Below are 17,512 nucleotides of genomic sequence, written 5' to 3' on the forward strand. Positions count from 1 at the left end.
CGCCATGAGCCTTGCCTGGCTGCGGCGACTCGATGACCTGCTTGGTGGCGCCGAGGATCTTTTCCTCGCCGCCACCCACGGCGTCATTGCTGCCCTCGTGATCGCTGCGGTCTTCTTTCGGTACGTGCTGAGCGATCCGCTCATCTGGACCGAAGAATTCATCGTGATCGTCTTCACCTGGATGCTCTTCATCGGCCTGTCGAGCGCATTCCGACAACGGATGCACATTCGAATCGATGCACTGCTGATCGTGCTTCCGCGCCGCGGGCGAACAGTGCTCGGCGTGATTGCGGTTGCCGTAACTGCGGCCACGCTGGTCGCCCTTGTATGGTTCGGCACGGAGCAGGCCCTCATCATGCTGGGCACCGAGACCCCCATGATGCGGATTTCCGCTGCCTGGGCGGTGAGCGCATTGCCAGTCGGGGCCGCGTTGTCCTGCATTCACATCCTGCGCCACGCACTCTGTGACGGCATGGCGGAGACCCTTTGGCCGCAGGATCTCGTCGGCGCGGCGGAAGGTGAAGTCTGATGACGCTGCTGCTGACGAGTTTCGCCGGACTCCTCCTGGTCGGAACGCCGATCGCCATCGCCATGATCGCGGCGTCCGGCCTGGTGATCTGGCTCGAAGGGGTCCCGCTCACCCTCGTGGCCCAGCGGGTTTTCGCAGGCCTGCAGTCCTTCCCTCTGCTCGCAGTGCCGCTCTTCACCCTCGCGGGCTCGCTCATGAACGAGTCCGGCATCAGCGAGCGCCTCTTCGGCTTCACGCGGGCGATGGTCGGTCACATCCGCGGTGGCCTGGCCCAGACGGCAATCGTCGGAAACGTATTTCTCGCGGGGATCTCGGGATCATCGGTGGCCGATACGGCCGCGACCACCCGCGTTCTGGTTCCCGAACTGGAACGCAATGGCTACAGCCGCGCTTTCGGGGCAGCGCTTTCCGCATGTGGCGGCACGCTCGGACCCATCATTCCACCATCGATCCTGATGGTGCTCTACGCTTGGCAGGCGAACGTTTCGCTCGGCGCTCTGTTCGTCGCCGGCATTCTGCCTGGCCTCGTCATGGCATTCGCGATGGCCATGGTTATCGCGATTGTGGCACGGCTCCGCAATTATCCCACGTCGGGATCGTTCTCCGGATCGATCCTGTGGATTCAGTTCAAGCGTGCGATCTGGGCCCTCATGATGCCGGTGATCATTATCGTCGGATTCCGCATGGGCGCGGTGACCGCGACGGAGATCGCCGGCGTGGCCGCACTCTACTCGGCCGTTGTGGGCGTTTTCGTGTATCGCACGCTGAAATGGTCGCGCCTGCCCCACATCCTGGCGACTACGGCTCGGGAAACGGCCGTGATTCTCATGATCGCCGGGGCAGCCTCCCCCTTCAGCTGGATTCTCGGCATCGAGCAGGCACCGCAACTTGTGGTCTCGACAGTGCAGTCGATCACCTCCGAGCCCTGGGCCGTGCTGCTCATCCTGAACATCGCTCTCCTCGTCGCAGGCATGTTCATGGAAACGATCGCCGTCATGATCATTCTGGTGCCGATCCTGATACCGCTGCTCCAGTCGATGCAGATCGATCTGGTTCACTTCGGCATCGTGCTTCTGGTCAATCTCGTGCTGGGCCAGCTCACTCCACCCGTGGGCGTGCTGCTGTTCGTGTCCATGACGATCGCCAAGGTTTCGATGACGAAGCTCTTGCGTGAGATCTGGCCGTTCCTGCTGGGACTCGTGATCGCGCTTCTCCTCATCACTTATGTCCCGCACCTCAGTCTCTGGCTGCCCAAGCTCATCGGCCCCTGATCCCGTCCCGGATCCAGCGCCGTCTTCTCGGGCGGCCAGGATCCTCGGCCTCCGTCCTCACCGCCCAAGCCGAAGGATATTCCCGTGAGTAAGATCCGCTCCATCGAAGTCGTCGATTTCGAATTCGACTCGCCGAACAAGGAACGGACGGGAGTTGGCCAACTCGTCACTTTCAGGCGCGGCTCCTCCATCAAGGCCGTCAAGAATGCAATCATCATCGAGACGGATGATGGGCTGCGCGGCGAATACGTGACGAATTGGGTCGCGAGTCCCGCAACCCGAGGCGAGATCGACATGCTCGCCCCGTTCATGATCGGCCGAAACGCGATGGAGCGCGAGGGTCTTTATGACGACCTGAAGCGGGAGATCCGCCAGTGGTCCGGCATGGGGCACGGCCCGCTCGATATCGCCCTTTGGGATCTAGCCGGCAAGAAGTATGGAGCCTCGGTTTCCGAGCTCATCGGCGGCTATCGCAAGCGCCTGCCTGTCTATGCCTCCACCTATCTGGGAGACGACCAGGGAGGGCTCCACAGCAAGGAGGCCTATGCCGATTTCGCGCGGGAGTGCTTCGAGCTCGGCTTCCGGGCCTTCAAGATCCACGGCTGGAACGACGGCGACGCGCGGCGCGAGGCGGAGAACGTGCTCCATGTCGCCAGGGAGGTCGGCGATCGGATGACGCTCATGCTCGATCCCGCCAACCAGCTGCGCAAGTTTTCGGATGCGCTCTATGTCGGAAAGGCCTGCGACGAGGGCAACTACTTCTGGTACGAGGATCCCTTTCGGGACAACGGCAAGTCGGCTTTCGCGCACAAGAAGCTGCGCGAGATGATCAAGACGCCGCTCCTGATCACGGAATACGTACGCGGCATCGAGCCCAAGGCGGACTTCATCGTTGCGGATGGGACGGATTTTGTCCGGGTCGATCCCGAATACGATCACGGTATCACCGGCGCCCTGAGAATCGCACATCTCGGTGAAGCCTTCGGCCTGGACGTGGAAGTGCACGCCTGCGGCCCCGCCCATCGACATCTCATGTCGGCAATGCGCAACAGCAACTTCTACGAACTCGCGCTCGTCGGCCCCGATTGCCCCAACATGGTGGCTCCGGTCTACACCTGCGGTTACACCGATCAGCTCGATTGCGTGGGCAAGGACGGTTGTGTCGAGGTCCCGTCGAAACCGGGTCTCGGCGTTACTTACGATTGGGACTTCATCCACAAGAATGCCGTAGCGACTAAACGCTACGAATGATCTGGAGCCCGAATAGGATGCACATCGGTTTCATGGGCGTCGGCTATATGGGCCATGGCGCCGCCAAGAATATCTTGGCCAAAGGGTATCCTCTCACGATTCTTGGCCACCGGAACCGCGCTCCCATTGACGATCTGGTCGCGCAGGGTGCAAAGGAAGCAAGCTCGCCGGCGGCGCTCGTGGCAAGCTGCGACGCGATGTTCCTCTGCCTTCCCTCGACAGTGGAGGTCGAGGCCACTGTTTTCGGTAATGGCTTCCTCGACGCAGTGCAGCCAGGCTTCGTCCTCGTGGACATGACCACGTCGGATCCACGCTCGACGCGCCGGATCGGCGAGCTTCTGCGTGCCCGCGGGGCCGACCTTGTCGACGCGCCAATGGGCCGGACACCCAAGGAGGCTGAGGCGGGGGAGTTGAGCACGTTTGTCGGGGGCGATCCGGAGACGGTCGCGCGGGTCTTGCCCGTCATCCAGGCCTACTCGACGACGGTCGTGGAGACAGGCCCGCTTGGCAGTGGCCATACGATGAAGTTGCTCAACAACTTCCTCGCTATTGCGACCTCCGCGGTCGTCGGTGAGGCTCTGGCAGTGGCACTCACCCTGGGCGTCGATATGCGGGTGCTGAAGCAGGTGGTCGATACGGCTGGCGGGAACAGCGTCATGTTTCAGCGTTATATGCACTGGGTGCTGGACGGCGATGACTCGCACCTCCAGGGCATGATGAGCATCGCCCACAAGGATCTCCGCTATTACCGCCGGATGACGGATGACGCGGAGGTTCCGACCACAATGGCCGAGTCCGCTGCTCAGACCTACCTGCTGGCCAACAAGCTCGGGTATGAGCGGCAGTTCATGCCTGTCCTGCCCACTATCCTCGCCAACTTCATGGATGGCGGAAAAAGATCACTGCCGGATCGATGAGCCTTGCCGACCTTTAGGATTGCATTTCTAACAGGTCGCAAGCATTTTTTAACACTGTGCAGCCCAGCAATACATAGGCTCCGCTCGCGATCACGGCGGAGGCTACAGGCACGACAACGGAAGTCGCAGCTCACTCAACGAAGCTTTCGCAGCAGCTCCATGAGGGTCTTGCGCTCCGCGGGCGACAGAGGTGCCAGCGTCTGCTCCGAGATCCGAAATGCATTCGCCCGAATGCGCTGCGCGGTATCACGTCCTGTCTTGCTCAGGGACACGACGAGCCGCCGGCCATCCTCGGGATCCGGCCCCGTCTCGATCAGGCCGCGGCGGGCGAGTCGGTCGACGACGCCCTTGATGGTCGCGACGTCCATCGCGGTCAGGCGGCCGAGCAGGTTTTGCGACGAGGGGCCGACTTCATTGAGCTTCGCGATGACTGCCCATTGTGTGGGCGTCAGATCGGCGCCGATCATCTCCGCGAAGATCGCGCTGTGGCGCTGGCTCACCTGCCGCAGGATGAATCCGACCTGATCGTCCAGAATATAGCCGCGATCAGCCTTCGCGGTGGTCTGGCGATCCGTGGACTCGGCCGTGCTCGCATCGGCTGCGGGTTCTGCGCCGAGCGCGTGAGAATGATCGTCGTCAGACCGAGAGATAGGCATCACGGATGTCCGGGTTCGCCTCCAGTTCGGCGATGGTTCCGCTGAACCGGATACGACCTTTCTCGATGATATACGCGCGATCCGAGATCAGGCGTGCGAAGTGAAGGTTCTGCTCGGAGAGGACGACGCTCAATCCCTCCCGCTTCATCGAGAGGATCGCATCGGCCATCTGCTCGACGATCTTGGGAGCCAGTCCCTCGGATGGCTCATCGAGCAGCACGAGGGATGGATTGCCCATGAGCGTCCGGCTGATCGTGAGCATCTGTTGTTCACCGCCGCTCATGCGTCCTCCGAGGCGGCCGCGCATCTCGCCGAGATTCGGAAACAAGGCGAAGAGCTTCTCGGGCGTCCAGGTCGGCGCGCCTGCACGCGGAGGCTGACGGCCGACTTCGAGGTTTTCCTCGACGGTAAGTTCCGTGAAGACGCGACGGTCTTCCGGCACGTATCCGAGGCCGCGCCGCGCGATCTCGTAGGTCGCCTCCCGCGACACGTCGACCCCTTCGAACAGGATCTGGCCTCGGCGTTGTGCGACCAGCCCGACGATCGAGCGGAACGTCGTCGACTTGCCGGCGCCGTTCCGACCAAGCAGGGCAACGACTTCTCCTTCACCGATCTCGAATCCGACGTCGAAAAGGATGTGAGCCCGCCCGTAGAAGCTGTTCAATCCCGATATGCTGAGCTTCATCGACGGACATCCCGTGGGCTGTGCGCAAGCACCCGTGCAGCCGGTTCCGAACTCTCGAACCTCATGGCATCGCCTCCTGCCGGTGGCGCGCGTCGTAGACGAGCCCCTCGCCGAGATAGGTCGCCTTGACGCGCGCATCGTTGCGCACCTCGACAGGCGTTCCTTCCGCGATGACCTCACCACGATTGAGAACCATCACGCGATCTGCATGCTCGAAGACGACATCCATGTCGTGCTCGGTGAACAGCACGCCGATATTCCGCTCGCGCGCGATCTGCGCCGTGAGGCGCATGAGCTCGACGCGCTCGCGCGGTGCCATGCCGGCCGTGGGCTCGTCCATCAGGAGAAGCTTCGGATTATTGGCGAGAGCAACCGCGAGTTCGAGCCGCTTGAGGTCGCCATAGGCAAGCTCGCCGCAGGGACGCTCCGCTGCATCCTCCATGCCGACGAGTGCGAGGAGCTCATCGGCCCGCGCGCGGTGAGCACGCCCGGCAAAGCGATGGAAGGTCGTGAGATCGCGGTGATGCGACAGGAGCGCCACCTGCACGTTCTCGCGGACCGTCATCGAGGTGAAGGTCGCGGTGATCTGGAAAGTCCGGCCGACGCCCATACGCCAGAGAATGCGGGGCCGCAGGCCCGTCGTGTCCTGGCCGTTCAGACGAACCGTGCCCGTGTCCGGTCGGATCTGCCCGTTCAGGAGATTGAAGCAGGTCGTCTTGCCGGCGCCGTTCGGGCCGATGAGGGCGAGAATCTCGCCGCTCGCGAGAGAGAAGGATACGTTCCTGACGGCCTGCACGCCGCCGTAAGACTTGCTCAATCCCTCGACGGAGAGGATGGTCGTTCCCCGACTGCTCATTCCGCTGCCCTCATGCTCGTGGTCGCAAGAGCGGATTCTCCCGCGGGTTCGCGACGCCGGGCCCGGACTTCCTCGATGAACCCGACAATCCCTTTCGGGAACGCAACGACGAGAAGCACGATCACCGCGCCGAGGATGAGCTTCGAGAGCTCCGTCTGGCTCATCAGCCAGATCGCGAGCGCCTTGTAGACGACGGCTCCGGCGATCGCTCCGGACACCGTCTCGACGCCGCCGAGCAGCACCATCACGAGCCCGTCGACGGAGAGCGGGATCGCCATGTTCTCGGGGAATACGCTGCCCTTCAGGAAAGCGAACAGCGCACCGGCGATGCCCGCGAAGGCGCCCGCAATGATGAAGGCGAGCCATTGCACGCGGCCGCGATCGATGCCGACCGATTCCGCGCGCAGGACGGAGTCGCGCGTCGCCCGCAGGCCATAGCCGAAGGGCGAGAAGACCAGGATCCGGAGAGCCGCAACGCCAAGCGCTGTCACGGCGAGCGTTAGCCAGTAGAAGGCCGCCGGGCTCGAAGCCCAGGAGGAGGGCCAGACCCCGAGAATGCCGTTGTCCCCGCCGGTGACTTCGACCCACTGGAAGGCGATGGACCACGTGATCTGCGCGAAGGCGAGCGTCAGCATGGCGAAATAGACGCCCGAGAGGCGTACGCAGAACCAGCCGAACAGCACGGCGCCTACGAGGCCGAGTAGCGGGCCAGCGAGGAGTGCGACCTCCATAGGCAGGCCCGCAGCCTTGACGATGAAGGCTGCCCCGTAAGCTCCGAGCCCGAAATAGGCGGCGTGGCCGAACGAAGCCAAGCCCCCGACGGTCATTAGGAACTGGAGGCTTGCGGCGAAGAGAACGAAGACGAGGATCTCCGATCCGACCGTGAGCACGTAGGGGCCGGCCACCAGCGGAAGGAGGGCGGCGAACACGAGGATCGCGCCCGCCGCGAGACGCTCGCCCTGCGTGAACGGGCGCCAGGGTCTGATGCTCGCACCCACCGCCTGGCGGGCAGGACCTTCCGGCCGGCCGAACAATCCCCAGGGCCGCACGACGAGAACCGCAGCCATGACGAGGAAGACGAGCACCAGCGAGATCTTCGGGAAGACCAGGATCCCGAAGGCATTGAGCTCTGAGACGATCACTGCCGCGACGAACGCGCCGAAGACGCTCCCGAGGCCCCCGATCACGACCACCACGAAGACTTCGACGATGATGCGCAAATCCATCGCGTGGTTCACGGCATCGCGCGGGATCTGCAGCGCACCGCCGAGCCCGGCCAGGAACGCGCCGAGCGCGAAGACGCTCGTGAACAACCACTTCTGATTGACGCCGAGCGCCGCCACCATGTCGCGATCCTGCGTCGCGGCGCGCACGAGAACGCCCCAGCGCGTGCGGTGAAACAGCAACCAGATGAGACCGAGTACCAGAGGGCCGAGCACGATCAGGAAGAGATCATAAAGCGGCACGGGTTGCCCCATGATCTCGATGGCCCCTTTGAGGCCGGGCGCACGCGGCCCGAGGAGGTCTTCGGGGCCCCAGATCAGCAGGACGAGATCTTGCACCATCAGGGTTACGCCGAAGGTGGCGAGAAGCTGGAACAGCTCGGGTGCCCGATAGATCCGACGCAGCAGGACGATCTCGAGAAGTGCGCCGAGAACCGCAATCGCTAGGGCGGCCGCGACGAGACCGCCCCAGAAACCGAGTGTTCCAGTCAAGCGATCGGTGAGCGTATACGCGATATAAGCGCCGAGCATGTAGAAGGCGCCATGGGCGAAATTCACGATCCGCGTCACGCCGAAAATGATCGACAGCCCGGACGCGACGAGGAACAGCGAGGAGGCGCTCGCGAGGCCCGTCAGAAACTGGACGACAAGAAATTCCACGAGGCTCGCCTCTTGTGCGGTGTGCAATCACTCGCGCCTGCAAGCGCGGCAGCGCCCTGACATTCCTCGGCCGGGCGCCGTTCAGCCAAGGGCGCGGAGTCTTGTGAGAAGAATCCTTTGCCTGGAGCTGCATCCCGGCCTCCAAGGCTCGGGATGCAGCTCCAGGCAGGGCGGCTCAGCTCTCGGGCCGCATCTTCTTCACTTCTTCCGGGCTCGGCAGGTAATCGGCCCCGTCCCGATAGCTGAAATCGACCATCACGCCCTTGCCGTCGCGCACTGCCGTCTTGCCGACGAAAGCCCCGAGCGTCGACTGGTGATCCGCGGCCCGGAACGTGATCTGGCCGAAGGGCGAGCTAAGCTCGATCCCCTTGCCGGCCTCGATCATCTTGTCGGTGTCCGTCGAACCGGCCTTCGCGATGATGGCCGCGACCGACTTCATGGTCGCATAGCCGACCACCGAGCCGAGGCGCGGATAATCATTGAACTTGGCCTGGTAGGCCTTCAGGAAGGCGTCGTGCTCGGGCGTCTTGATGCCGTACCAGGGATAGCCCGTGACGATCCAGCCCTCCGGAGTCTCGTCCTTGAGCGGATCGATATATTCAGGCTCGCCCGTGAGGAAGCTGACCACGGACCGACCCTTGAAGAGACCGCGGGTATTGCCCTCGCGCACCAGCTTTACGAGATCGGGACCGAAGGTGACGTTGAGGATCGCTTCCGGCTGCGCGGCTGCGACCGCCTGCGCGACGGCGCCGGCATCGATCCTGCCCTGCGGCGGCCATTGCTCGCTCACCCATTCGATATCCGGCCGCTTCGCGGATAACAATTGCTTGAACACCGCAACGGCCGACTGGCCGTATTCGTAGTTCGGCGCGATCGTCGCCCATTTCTTGGCCGGGAGCTTCGCAGCTTCCTCGGCGAGCATCGCGGCCTGCATGTAGTTCGAAGGCCGCAGGCGGAACGTATAGCGGTTGCCGTGGGACCACGTCATCGCGTCCGTCAGCGGCTCTGCGGCCATGAAGAAGACCTTCTTCTGCTTGGCGAAATCCGCCACCGCGAGTCCGATATGGGAGAAGAAGGTTCCGGCGAGGAGCGCGACGCCTTCGCGAGAGACGAGTTCGTTCGCCGCGGTGACGGCATCCGCCGGCTTGCCGCCGTCATCCTTCGAGATCACGACGAGCTTCTTGCCGAGAACGCCGCCAGCCGCGTTGACCTCGTCGACCGCGAGTTGCCAGCCCTTGCGATAGGGCTCTGTGAAGGCGGGCAGTCCCGAATAGCTGTTGATTTCGCCGATCTTGATCTCGCCCTGCGCCCGGGCCGCCGCTCCGGCTCCGATCGCGACGAAGACGGCCAAGGCCGTCGAAATTCCCAAGCGTCTCATCGTACTCTCCCTCACTGGTCTGGTTCTGCGCCGACCGCCCTCTGTCGTCCCGGTTCGGCAGAACTCATCGATACCCTACTGCGGTCTCCGGGGCGATCCGGCGTAGCGCGGAAGATTCCGCGCTCAACAGCTCCATCCGCCCGATCTAGCGAAGCCCGTCAACACCCTTGATCTCCTCCTTCCGGAGTCCTCCGACACGCGGCAAGGGGCGTCCGCTGTCGGTGACCGCCACGGCCACGACGATCTCGTTGGCGCGCGGCGCGTCGGTGATCCGCACCTCCATCCCGTCGAAATGGCTGCGGACGAAGGCAGCATCCTTGTGGCCAAGCGGGACGTCGAGCACCACGCCGGGGCCGCCGCGCTTCTTGGATGAGGGGATCAGCGCAGCCCCTGTGCCGAGCACCTTGCGGACCGGAGCACCCAACTTGGGGTGCAGGAGCGCGGCGGCATGTTCGAGTTCGCCGTTCTCGCCGACCGCAGCCGCCTTGCCGTAGCTTTCGGCATGGGAGCCCTCGATGCCGAGGGCCGCAACGGCTCTCTCGGCGAGCAGGCCGCCGAGTTCCTCACCGGCATCAATGAGTTGCGAGAGATCCTCCTGGTAGCGCCCGGCGAAAGGATTCTCGATGACCGCGATCGCCGCCGCGCGGCGCGTCGGGGGATCGACGGGACGTCCAATCTCGCTACGGGTTTCCTCGACGATCGTCACGATCTTGCGGATTTTCACGTTCATCGCAGCCCATCCTGTCCCTTGATCTCGCTCGCCTTGAGGCCTCCGACCCGGGCATGGATGCGGGGTCCGGTCGTCATCACGAGCACGAGCGCGATTTCGTCCGCGCGCGGGCCATCAGGCACGCCGACTTCCATGGCATCGAAGTGACTGCGCACATAGGAAGCATTGATGTGCGTAATCGGCACGTCGAGGCGCGTGCCCGGCCCACCGACCTTCTTGGCCGAGGGAACGATCGCCTTGGCGTCACCGAGCGCTTCGCGCATCGCGTAGCCGCCTGGCACGTGCCAAAGAGCGCCATGCTCGAGCTCGCCGGCTGCCCCGACGATTGCACCCTTGCCATAGCCTTCGATCATGCTCGTGTCGCCGCCGAGCGCTGACACGAGATCCTTCGCCATCTGCAGGCCGAGCGGCTTCAGGTCATCCATGAACCCTGCGATCTCTTCGACATAGCGCCCGGCGAAGGGATTGCGGATCACTGTCACGATGGCGGCACGCTTCAGCGGAGTCGCCGCTGGTGGGCCACCTTCATGAAAAATCTCCTCCACGGTGACGAGGCGTTTTCTGATCTTGATCTCGGGCATGAATCCGTCCTGGTTGGATGCGTCAGGGAGCACGAAGTGCGGACACAGAGAAGAGGATGATCCACATTCCCGTGCCGCTCTCAGGCATGGACCAGCTGTGCAGCAACACGATCCGATGCCGAAACCAACGAGGCGAAGCCGACGATGCGAGTTCCGCCCTGGAGATGGAGCGCGGCGGCGTGGATCAATCCCTCGCGAATGAGATGTTCGGCAGCTGCGACGCCCTCCCGAAGCGCTGCATCGATATCCGCAAGAGAGAGTGGACCGACATCCCGCGTGACCGCAAGGCGCCTGAGATCACTGTCCGGCTGGAGTTCGCAGGCGGGACAGCGACTCACGGCTGGATGATCCGGGAGGTCGACGGCGTTCGCGACGATGGTGGCGGCCGCATCCGCTGCGGCCGCGCCCGAAGCGAGAATCGTCACCGCGTCGGCAATGCCACGTGAAAAGCTGCGTCCGCGCCAGCCACTGGTGGCGATGCCACGCACGCCGTCGCCCGCCGATAGCGTAGCGCGCCCGAAGAGGCCAGGGCAATCCGGGCGATCGATGAGCCCGATCGTGAAGGACTCGTTTCCGGACAGGTGGAGCGCGATGTCGCCGCCGTCGTTCACATAGGCCTTGTCGAGTTCCGCAGCCTCGAGCATGGCCGCGAGAATCTCCTCCGCAACCGCGCCCGCAACCGAGGCCATCGGCGTGATGAAGGTGCGATCCGCGAACGGCATCACAGCCTTCTGCATGCGCCGAGCTACCGGCCCATCTAAGGACGGATCCTCAGGCCGTGCGCGTGCGCGAAGGGAGGTGAGCTCACCACAGAGCTCGTCCAGCAAGCCGGTGAACCGTTGCGTTGCCGCCGCATAGGCCACGCGGATCGCGTCGGATTTTCCGAACACCTCGATGATGAGATCGATTGGGCCGTCCTGCAGGTGCAGTCGGCGGCCGTCGGACAGGAGCCGAACCTGCGGCGTCCGCGTCATCCGTGCGACCTCCGCGCCTGCTGCGGAGCGAAGGGCCACGGATTGTCGAGGCGATGCGGCACCTGCCGCCTTGCCTCTCCGGGCGGGAGCGAAGTCACTGGTCGAACCTGATCGAGATGGCCGCCGAGCGCGGCATAGTCGGAGAGCCGCAGCGTGAACTCGATCGGCGCCACGAGGGCCGGCGTCGGCACATAGCCGAAGGCGTTCTCGGGGACGCGCGTGACATCGACCATGAACGTGATTCCGCCGCCCGGCCAGACATAAACCGGCGCACCGCCACAGGTCACGTAGGTGAGCGCATTCTTGACGGACCGGGTGAGCCGCACCGGGTTCTCCGTCACGCCTGCGCGAAGCGAGCCACCGGCGCCGCCCATAAACAGCACGGTCGACAGAGCGGGCTCGCAGTTCTCTTGAATCCGATCGACGGACTCCCGGAGGATGTCCGGAAGCTCGCGCTGCACGGGCACGAGTTCCTCGTCGAGCTCGTAATAGGCGTGATGCTCGCCGGTCGTCGACACCATGAGCAGGCGCAGGCCCGCCCAGGCATCCTTCTTGTTGAACGGTCCGAGGATCGAGAGCGGATCGGCGATGTTCGTCCCGCCCCAGCCGGTGCCGGGCTCCGCGACCTGGAAATAGCGGCCCGGCGTCGAACGCCGCCCTTTCATCTTGATGCCGGTGTCGCGGATTCCGAGCAACTTGCCGGCCTGATGTTCGGACAGAACGCCGGTGATGTGATCGTCGACGACGACGACCTCGTCGAGCTTACCGTTCCATTGCTTTGCGAACATGCCGATCGTTGCCGAGCCGCATCCGACGCGCATGCGCTCCTCGAGAACGCCGTTGACGATCGGCGCGCGACCGGCCTGCACGATGACCGTGACTCCCTCGTCGATCGTGAGTTCCGCGGGCTTGCCGTTGCAGAGATCAAGGAGGGTGTCGCAGGTCACGCGACCCTCCTTCTTGGATCCGCCGGTGAGGTGATTCACGCCGCCGAGCGAGAGCATCTGCGAGCCGTATTCGCCCGTCGTCACATGGCCGACCGGTTCTCCCTGCGCGCGAACGATGGAGCGCTCGGGCCCGAGGTGGCGATCCGTATCGATCTTCACCTTCACGCCGCAATAACTGAAGATGCCTTCGGTGACGACCGTCACCATGTCGACGCCATCGACTTCCGCCGAGACGATGAACGGTGCCGGCTTGTAGTCGGGATAGGTCGTTCCCGCGCCGATCGCCGTCACGAAAGTGTTGCTGTCCTGCAGGATCGAGCCGTCCCACTCGCCGCGGTGGAAGGGCACGACGGTGCCGCCCTGCGCGAGCGTCCGGTCGAGCACGACATGCGGATCGACGCGCACGAGTTCGCCATTATGATTGGCGTAGCGATCGCAGGCGCCGGTCATGCCCGGCTTGATGTAGCACATCACCGGGCAGGCATCGCAGCGGATCTTGTCGTCGCGTGCGGAATCGGCCGTCACCTCGGCCGTGATTTCAGTCGTCATGAGCAGTCTTGCTCCGAGCGTGAGCCAGGATGGCGGCGCGCACCCGATCCGGCGTCGCCGGGACCCGGCGGATGCGCACACCCGTGGCATCGTGAATAGCGTTGAGGATGGCGGGAGCCGTCGGGATCAGGGCCTGCTCGCCGATGCCTTTCGCGCCGAACGGGCCGACGCTCGAAGCATCCTCGATGAGAATGGATTCGACGGGCGGCATGTCTCCGGCCGAAGGGATCAGGTAATCATGCAGGTTCTCGCCGCGGCCGGGATGGAATTCCTCCATCAGGGCGAGGCCGAGACCCTGCGCCGCACCGCCCTCGATCTGGCCTTCGATCAGCGTCGGGTTGATCGCGCGGCCGACATCGTGCGCCGCGGTGATCTTGAGGACCTTTACGGTGCCGGTCTCGGTATCGACGGCGATCTCCACCATGTGGGCGCCGAACCCGTAGACGGCGTAAGGTTCGCCCTGGCCGTCGGAATCGAGCGGGCTCGTCGGTGGATCGAAGGTTGCCTCGCCGGTCACGGCGTAACCGTGATCGTCGAGGTCGCAGCCCTGGAGATCGATCACGCGCGTGTGCTCGCCATCGATGACGCATACGCGTCCGTTCTCGAACACGATCGCAGCGTCGTCTCCCGCATTGGCGCGGCGCAGAAGCTCGCTGCGCAGGGCGCGCCCCGCTCGCTCCGCAGCCTTGCCGGTGACGAAAGTCTGACGCGAGGCTGATGTCTTGCCGCAATCCGGCGTGAGATCGGTATCCGCGGAGACGAGATCGAACAGCGCGATCGGCGCACCGATCGCATCGGCACAGATCTGCGTGATGACGGTGTTCGAGCCCTGCCCGATATCGACGGCGCCCTGATGGAGGGCGAAACGTCCGTTCGTCTTCAGTCCGACCCGGATCGTCGAGGGGTTGGGCAACGAGGTGTTGCCGCAGCCATACCACATCCCGGCGACGCCGACGCCGCGCCGCACGGGGCCGGTCGCCATGGCGTTGAACGCATTCGCTTCCGCACAGGCGCGCTTCCAGTGCGACTCGAGTGCCTCGAAACAGGCCCGGATGCCGACGCCTTCGCCGAGCACCTGGCCGGTGATCGTCGGTAGATCCGCGCGCAATGCGTTCACGAGGCGGAACTGCAGGCGGTCCATCCCAAGCCGCAGCGCGAGTTCGTCATAGAGCTGTTCCTGCGCGATCGCGGCCTGGGGCACGCCGAAGCCCCGGAACGCGCCCGCGGGAACGAGATGGGTGTGAACGGCCCGCGTCAACGCGCGGTAATGGGGCACGTAATAGGGGCCGGATGCATGGACGGGCACGCGGTTCGCGACCGTCGGGCCCCAGGACGAATAGGCGCCGGTGTTGAAATCGCCCGCGAAATCGAGCCCGACGAGCTTGCCGTCCCGGGTTGCGCCGGCGCACGCCCGGATTCGCGCCGGATGGCGCTTCGTCGTGGTCATGATCGATTCGGGGCGGGTATAGACCATGCCGACCGGTCGTTTCAGCCGCCATGCCGCCACGGCAATGAAGGGCTGAACGGAGAGATCGAGCTTCGACCCGAAGCCGCCGCCAACCGCGGTCGGAATGATGCGCACGTCCTGCGGCGCGATCCCGAGGATGCGCGCGACGTCGTCGCGGTCCATATAGGGTGCCTGCGTGCAGGCCGCGATCTCGATGCGGTCGCCGACGCGCCGTGCATAGCCGGCCTCGGGCTCGATATAGGCGTGTTCCACGAAGCCGGTTTCGAACGCGCCCTCGACGACGACATCGGCGCTTGTGAGCGCCTGCTCGACATCGCCGCGCACGACACGGCCATGGACGAGCACGTTGCCCGCGCGGGACGCGTGCACGAGCGGCGCTCCCTCGGCGAGGGCAGTATCCATGCTCATGATCGCCGGGAGCTCCTCCCATCGGATCGGGAACGTGCCGAGATCGAGCTCCGCCATGGCGCTCGCGTCGCCCACGATGGCCGCCACCGCCTCGCCGCGAAAACGAGCTTCATCGGTTGCGAAAACCGGCTGATCGGCGAAGGGAGGGATGACGCCATAGATGTTCTCGCCCGGCACATCGGCCGCGGTGAGGACAGCGACGATTCCGGGATGCGCCGATACGAAGCCCTGGAGATCACCGAACGTGAATCGCGCGCGATGATGGGGAGAGCGGATCGCCCGCAGGACGAGCGTATCAGCGGGCCAGGCATCGGCTCCGAAATGCTCCTTCCCCTCGACCTTCCGGCGCCCGTCGAGGCGCGTGATGCGCGCGCCGACGGCGTGCCCGGGCTCGGGCAGCGTCTGCGGCTCTGGCGTAGTGCGGGCATCGAGGACCGCTTCCACGATCTTGCGGTATCCGGTGCAGCGACAGAGCACTCCGCCGATCGCATCGAGCGCTTCGCTTTCCGTGGGAGCAGGATTGGCATCGAGGAGGGCCGTTGCCGCAACGAGCATCCCCGGGGTGCAGATGCCGCACTGGGCGGCGCCGTGGCGGAGGAACGCATCCTGCAGACGCGCGGCGTTTTCGGAGGCTGCGCCGAGGCCTTCGATCGTCGTCACGGAGCGGCCTTCCGCCTGTCCGACTGCGACGAGACAGGAGCAGACCGGAGCCCCGTCGAGGAGCACCGTGCAGGCTCCGCAATCGCCCGCATCGCAGCCGAGCTTGGTGCCTGTGAGCCCGAGCTCGTCCCGCAGCACGGCACTGAGGCGTCGCGCAGGCGGAGAAGAGATCTCCACTGGGCGGCCGTTCAGGCTGAAGCAAACTCCGGTTTCCTGGGCGAGCGACGTGACGCGATCGAGCATCGTTCAGGACTCCGGGAGGCAGGCATCAAGGGCGCGGCGCACCAGCGTCAGGGCCGCATCGCGCCGGTATTCGGCAGTCGCCCGCACGTCGCCGATCGGGGTGAGGGAGGTGAGATGCTCGCGCGTCACGCGATTGCCGAGCCCGCTGCCAATGGGTGCGCCGACGAGATCCTGCTCGAGCGCGCGCAGCCGCTGCGCGACCGCCGAACAGGCTCCGACCGCGATGCGTGCCTGCGAGACGCGCCCGTCACGGTCGCTCTCGACGATCGCCGCGACCATGGCGATCGAGATCACGAGATAGCGCCGTGCCCCGAGCTTCAGAAATGCGGAGCGCCCTTCGATCGTGCGCGGAACGATGATCGCGGTGACGAGCTCGCCGGGCCGGATGGCCGTCTTGCGGTAGCCGGTGATGAATTCTTCGAGGGGCAGGTGTCGTTCGCCGGCCGTCGAGCGTAGCTCGACGACGGCATCGAGGGCGAAAAGGGGCGGAACGCCATCGGCAGCTGGTGAGGCATTGCAGAGATTGCCCGCAACGGTGCCGGCATTCTGGATCTGGATCGATCCGACTTCCCGCGCGGCTGCCTTCAGGGCATCGAAGGCGCGTGGGAGGGGTGTCGCGACGAGGGTGCTCCAAGTCGTCCGCGCCCCGATCCGTATCTCGTTGGCCGTGACCGATACACCGGCCAGCTCGCCGATGCCCGAGATGTCGATCACCGGCTCGCGGAGCGGCCTGTCGCCGAGGGTCGGAAAGAAATCCGTGCCTCCCGAGAGGACGCGGCCTCCATGCGCAGCCAGTGCCTCGACGGCCTCCCCCAAAGTTCCGGGCCGGAGATACATCGATCCCATCCTTCGGCGACCTACGGTCGGTAGGCTTTACCCTTCGGCCGCGGTTCATCCTCACCTAATTCGTTTGTATGCTAACAGGCTGCACGCCTCCATCGGACCTGTCAAGCGGGTCGCCGAGCTGCCCTGCGAGGCGCCTCGAGCGGGGCATTTGTGGAGCTGTCACGCTCAGGATGAGCGTGCCGCGAAACACTCGCGATGCGGAGATCGCTGCGCGGAACGGTGCCGGTTCCGGGCCGATCGGCTCTGTGGAGCCGTCCCGCGTTTCTCTATTGATTACTCGATGGCGGTGATTTCACTCTCGCGAACCGCGCGCTCCCCGGCCTCGGATTTGATCCGGTAGGAAGGCTCGCCCGTCTGGTCTGCCGGCATGAGCCGGATCACCTCGTAGGTATCGCTCGAGTTCAGCCGGGCGTCCGAGTAGCTCGTGCGCGTCAAGCGGACGATCTGGCGAATCTTGAACTTGTGGGCCATGGAATCTCCTCCCTCGCTACGGTGAAGCGTGGCCACACGCCGGAATTCCGCAACCAAGGCGTAACGCCGGGCTCCGCGACAGCGAAAGACGAGTAATGGTATCCGCTCTTGCGAGGGGATGCCACTCGGATCGAGACTCACGAGAGTGGACGAACGGTGCGCGGGGGAGGGGGACAGGCTGCGCCAGCAATCATATCCCCCAACCCACG

The 17,512-nt window shown here is 64.8% G+C and carries 16 protein-coding genes; 4 read left to right on the forward strand and 12 right to left on the reverse strand.

The genetic code is table 11. The features are described 5' to 3' along the window. The first annotated feature begins 4 nt into the window (after window positions 1–4). The 4 genes from BN1233_RS03490 to BN1233_RS03505 all read left to right on the forward strand — a co-directional run bounded on the left by BN1233_RS03490 (window position 5) and on the right by BN1233_RS03505 (window position 3,968). The gene (locus BN1233_RS03490) at window positions 5–529 is read left to right on the forward strand and encodes a TRAP transporter small permease (protein WP_048708820.1); all 525 of its coding nucleotides are present in this window, start codon (window positions 5–7) and stop codon (window positions 527–529) included. Continuing rightward, on the forward strand, window positions 529–1,800 hold the full coding sequence (locus tag BN1233_RS03495; RefSeq protein WP_046862017.1) for a TRAP transporter large permease: 1,272 nt from the start codon (window positions 529–531) through the stop codon (window positions 1,798–1,800). The genes BN1233_RS03490 and BN1233_RS03495 overlap by 1 nt, the downstream gene beginning before the upstream one ends. An 84-nt stretch (window positions 1,801–1,884) precedes the next feature. Continuing rightward, the gene (locus tag BN1233_RS03500) at window positions 1,885–3,051 is read left to right on the forward strand and encodes an enolase C-terminal domain-like protein (protein ID WP_197094574.1); all 1,167 of its coding nucleotides are present in this window, start codon (window positions 1,885–1,887) and stop codon (window positions 3,049–3,051) included. 17 nt (window positions 3,052–3,068) lie between these two features. Then, window positions 3,069–3,968: an NAD(P)-dependent oxidoreductase gene (locus BN1233_RS03505; RefSeq protein WP_048708819.1), complete on the forward strand. Its 900-nt coding sequence runs from the start codon at window positions 3,069–3,071 to the stop codon at window positions 3,966–3,968. A 134-nt stretch (window positions 3,969–4,102) separates the two neighbouring features. On the opposite strand, the gene BN1233_RS03510 is transcribed toward BN1233_RS03505, so the two are convergent. The 12 genes from BN1233_RS03510 to BN1233_RS03565 all read right to left on the reverse strand — a co-directional run bounded on the left by BN1233_RS03510 (window position 4,103) and on the right by BN1233_RS03565 (window position 17,303). Continuing rightward, on the reverse strand, window positions 4,103–4,624 hold the full coding sequence (locus BN1233_RS03510; RefSeq protein WP_082145123.1) for a MarR family winged helix-turn-helix transcriptional regulator: 522 nt from the start codon (window positions 4,622–4,624) through the stop codon (window positions 4,103–4,105). Beyond that, the gene (locus tag BN1233_RS03515; protein ID WP_046862020.1) at window positions 4,605–5,309 is read right to left on the reverse strand and encodes an ABC transporter ATP-binding protein; all 705 of its coding nucleotides are present in this window, start codon (window positions 5,307–5,309) and stop codon (window positions 4,605–4,607) included. Before BN1233_RS03515 ends, BN1233_RS03510 begins: the two co-directional genes overlap by 20 nt. 61 nt (window positions 5,310–5,370) lie before the next feature. Beyond that, a complete protein-coding gene (locus BN1233_RS03520) occupies window positions 5,371–6,165 on the reverse strand; it encodes an ABC transporter ATP-binding protein (protein WP_046862021.1) in 795 nt (264 codons plus the stop codon). After that, window positions 6,162–8,048: an ABC transporter permease gene (locus BN1233_RS03525; protein ID WP_046862452.1), complete on the reverse strand. Its 1,887-nt coding sequence runs from the start codon at window positions 8,046–8,048 to the stop codon at window positions 6,162–6,164. Before BN1233_RS03525 ends, BN1233_RS03520 begins: the two co-directional genes overlap by 4 nt. A gap of 175 nt (window positions 8,049–8,223) precedes the next feature. Then, window positions 8,224–9,426, reverse strand: a complete 1,203-nt coding sequence (locus tag BN1233_RS03530; RefSeq protein ID WP_046862022.1) for an ABC transporter substrate-binding protein — start codon at window positions 9,424–9,426, stop codon at window positions 8,224–8,226. Window positions 9,427–9,571: 145 nt separating this feature from the next. Further along, entirely contained in the window at window positions 9,572–10,156 is a 585-nt protein-coding gene (locus BN1233_RS03535) for an amino acid synthesis family protein (RefSeq protein WP_046862023.1), read from the reverse strand. Next, window positions 10,153–10,737: an amino acid synthesis family protein gene (locus BN1233_RS03540; RefSeq protein WP_046862024.1), complete on the reverse strand. Its 585-nt coding sequence runs from the start codon at window positions 10,735–10,737 to the stop codon at window positions 10,153–10,155. Before BN1233_RS03540 ends, BN1233_RS03535 begins: the two co-directional genes overlap by 4 nt. Window positions 10,738–10,817: 80 nt before the next feature. After that, window positions 10,818–11,711: a UPF0280 family protein gene (locus BN1233_RS03545; RefSeq protein ID WP_046862025.1), complete on the reverse strand. Its 894-nt coding sequence runs from the start codon at window positions 11,709–11,711 to the stop codon at window positions 10,818–10,820. Next, window positions 11,708–13,207: a 6-hydroxynicotinate reductase gene (locus BN1233_RS03550; RefSeq protein ID WP_046862026.1), complete on the reverse strand. Its 1,500-nt coding sequence runs from the start codon at window positions 13,205–13,207 to the stop codon at window positions 11,708–11,710. The genes BN1233_RS03545 and BN1233_RS03550 overlap by 4 nt, the downstream gene beginning before the upstream one ends. After that, window positions 13,197–15,986: a molybdopterin-dependent oxidoreductase gene (locus BN1233_RS03555; RefSeq protein ID WP_046862027.1), complete on the reverse strand. Its 2,790-nt coding sequence runs from the start codon at window positions 15,984–15,986 to the stop codon at window positions 13,197–13,199. The genes BN1233_RS03550 and BN1233_RS03555 overlap by 11 nt, the downstream gene beginning before the upstream one ends. A gap of 3 nt (window positions 15,987–15,989) precedes the next feature. Continuing rightward, a complete protein-coding gene (locus BN1233_RS03560; RefSeq protein ID WP_046862028.1) occupies window positions 15,990–16,823 on the reverse strand; it encodes an FAD binding domain-containing protein in 834 nt (277 codons plus the stop codon). Between the two features lie 282 nt (window positions 16,824–17,105). Beyond that, window positions 17,106–17,303, reverse strand: a complete 198-nt coding sequence (locus BN1233_RS03565) for a hypothetical protein (protein ID WP_046862029.1) — start codon at window positions 17,301–17,303, stop codon at window positions 17,106–17,108. Window positions 17,304–17,512: the final 209 nt, after the last annotated feature.

The sequence above is a fragment of the Microvirga massiliensis genome (genome assembly GCF_001006805.1).
Classification (GTDB): domain Bacteria; phylum Pseudomonadota; class Alphaproteobacteria; order Rhizobiales; family Beijerinckiaceae; genus Microvirga; species Microvirga massiliensis.

Bases quoted from the DNA above. Each gene is read 5' to 3' on its own strand.
- BN1233_RS03490 (WP_048708820.1), top strand. From the start codon at position 5: ATGAGCCTTGCCTGGCTGCGGCGACTCGATGACCTGCTTGGTGGCGCC.
- BN1233_RS03495 (WP_046862017.1), top strand. From the start codon at position 529: ATGACGCTGCTGCTGACGAGTTTCGCCGGACTCCTCCTGGTCGGAACG.
- BN1233_RS03505 (WP_048708819.1), top strand. From the start codon at position 3,069: ATGCACATCGGTTTCATGGGCGTCGGCTATATGGGCCATGGCGCCGCC.
- BN1233_RS03510 (WP_082145123.1), bottom strand. From the start codon at position 4,624: ATGCCTATCTCTCGGTCTGACGACGATCATTCTCACGCGCTCGGCGCA.
- BN1233_RS03515 (WP_046862020.1), bottom strand. From the start codon at position 5,309: ATGAAGCTCAGCATATCGGGATTGAACAGCTTCTACGGGCGGGCTCAC.
- BN1233_RS03520 (WP_046862021.1), bottom strand. From the start codon at position 6,165: ATGAGCAGTCGGGGAACGACCATCCTCTCCGTCGAGGGATTGAGCAAG.
- BN1233_RS03530 (WP_046862022.1), bottom strand. From the start codon at position 9,426: ATGAGACGCTTGGGAATTTCGACGGCCTTGGCCGTCTTCGTCGCGATC.
- BN1233_RS03535 (WP_046862023.1), bottom strand. From the start codon at position 10,156: ATGAACGTGAAAATCCGCAAGATCGTGACGATCGTCGAGGAAACCCGT.
- BN1233_RS03540 (WP_046862024.1), bottom strand. From the start codon at position 10,737: ATGCCCGAGATCAAGATCAGAAAACGCCTCGTCACCGTGGAGGAGATT.
- BN1233_RS03545 (WP_046862025.1), bottom strand. From the start codon at position 11,711: ATGACGCGGACGCCGCAGGTTCGGCTCCTGTCCGACGGCCGCCGACTG.
- BN1233_RS03550 (WP_046862026.1), bottom strand. From the start codon at position 13,207: ATGACGACTGAAATCACGGCCGAGGTGACGGCCGATTCCGCACGCGAC.
- BN1233_RS03555 (WP_046862027.1), bottom strand. From the start codon at position 15,986: ATGCTCGATCGCGTCACGTCGCTCGCCCAGGAAACCGGAGTTTGCTTC.
- BN1233_RS03560 (WP_046862028.1), bottom strand. From the start codon at position 16,823: ATGTATCTCCGGCCCGGAACTTTGGGGGAGGCCGTCGAGGCACTGGCT.
- BN1233_RS03565 (WP_046862029.1), bottom strand. From the start codon at position 17,303: ATGGCCCACAAGTTCAAGATTCGCCAGATCGTCCGCTTGACGCGCACG.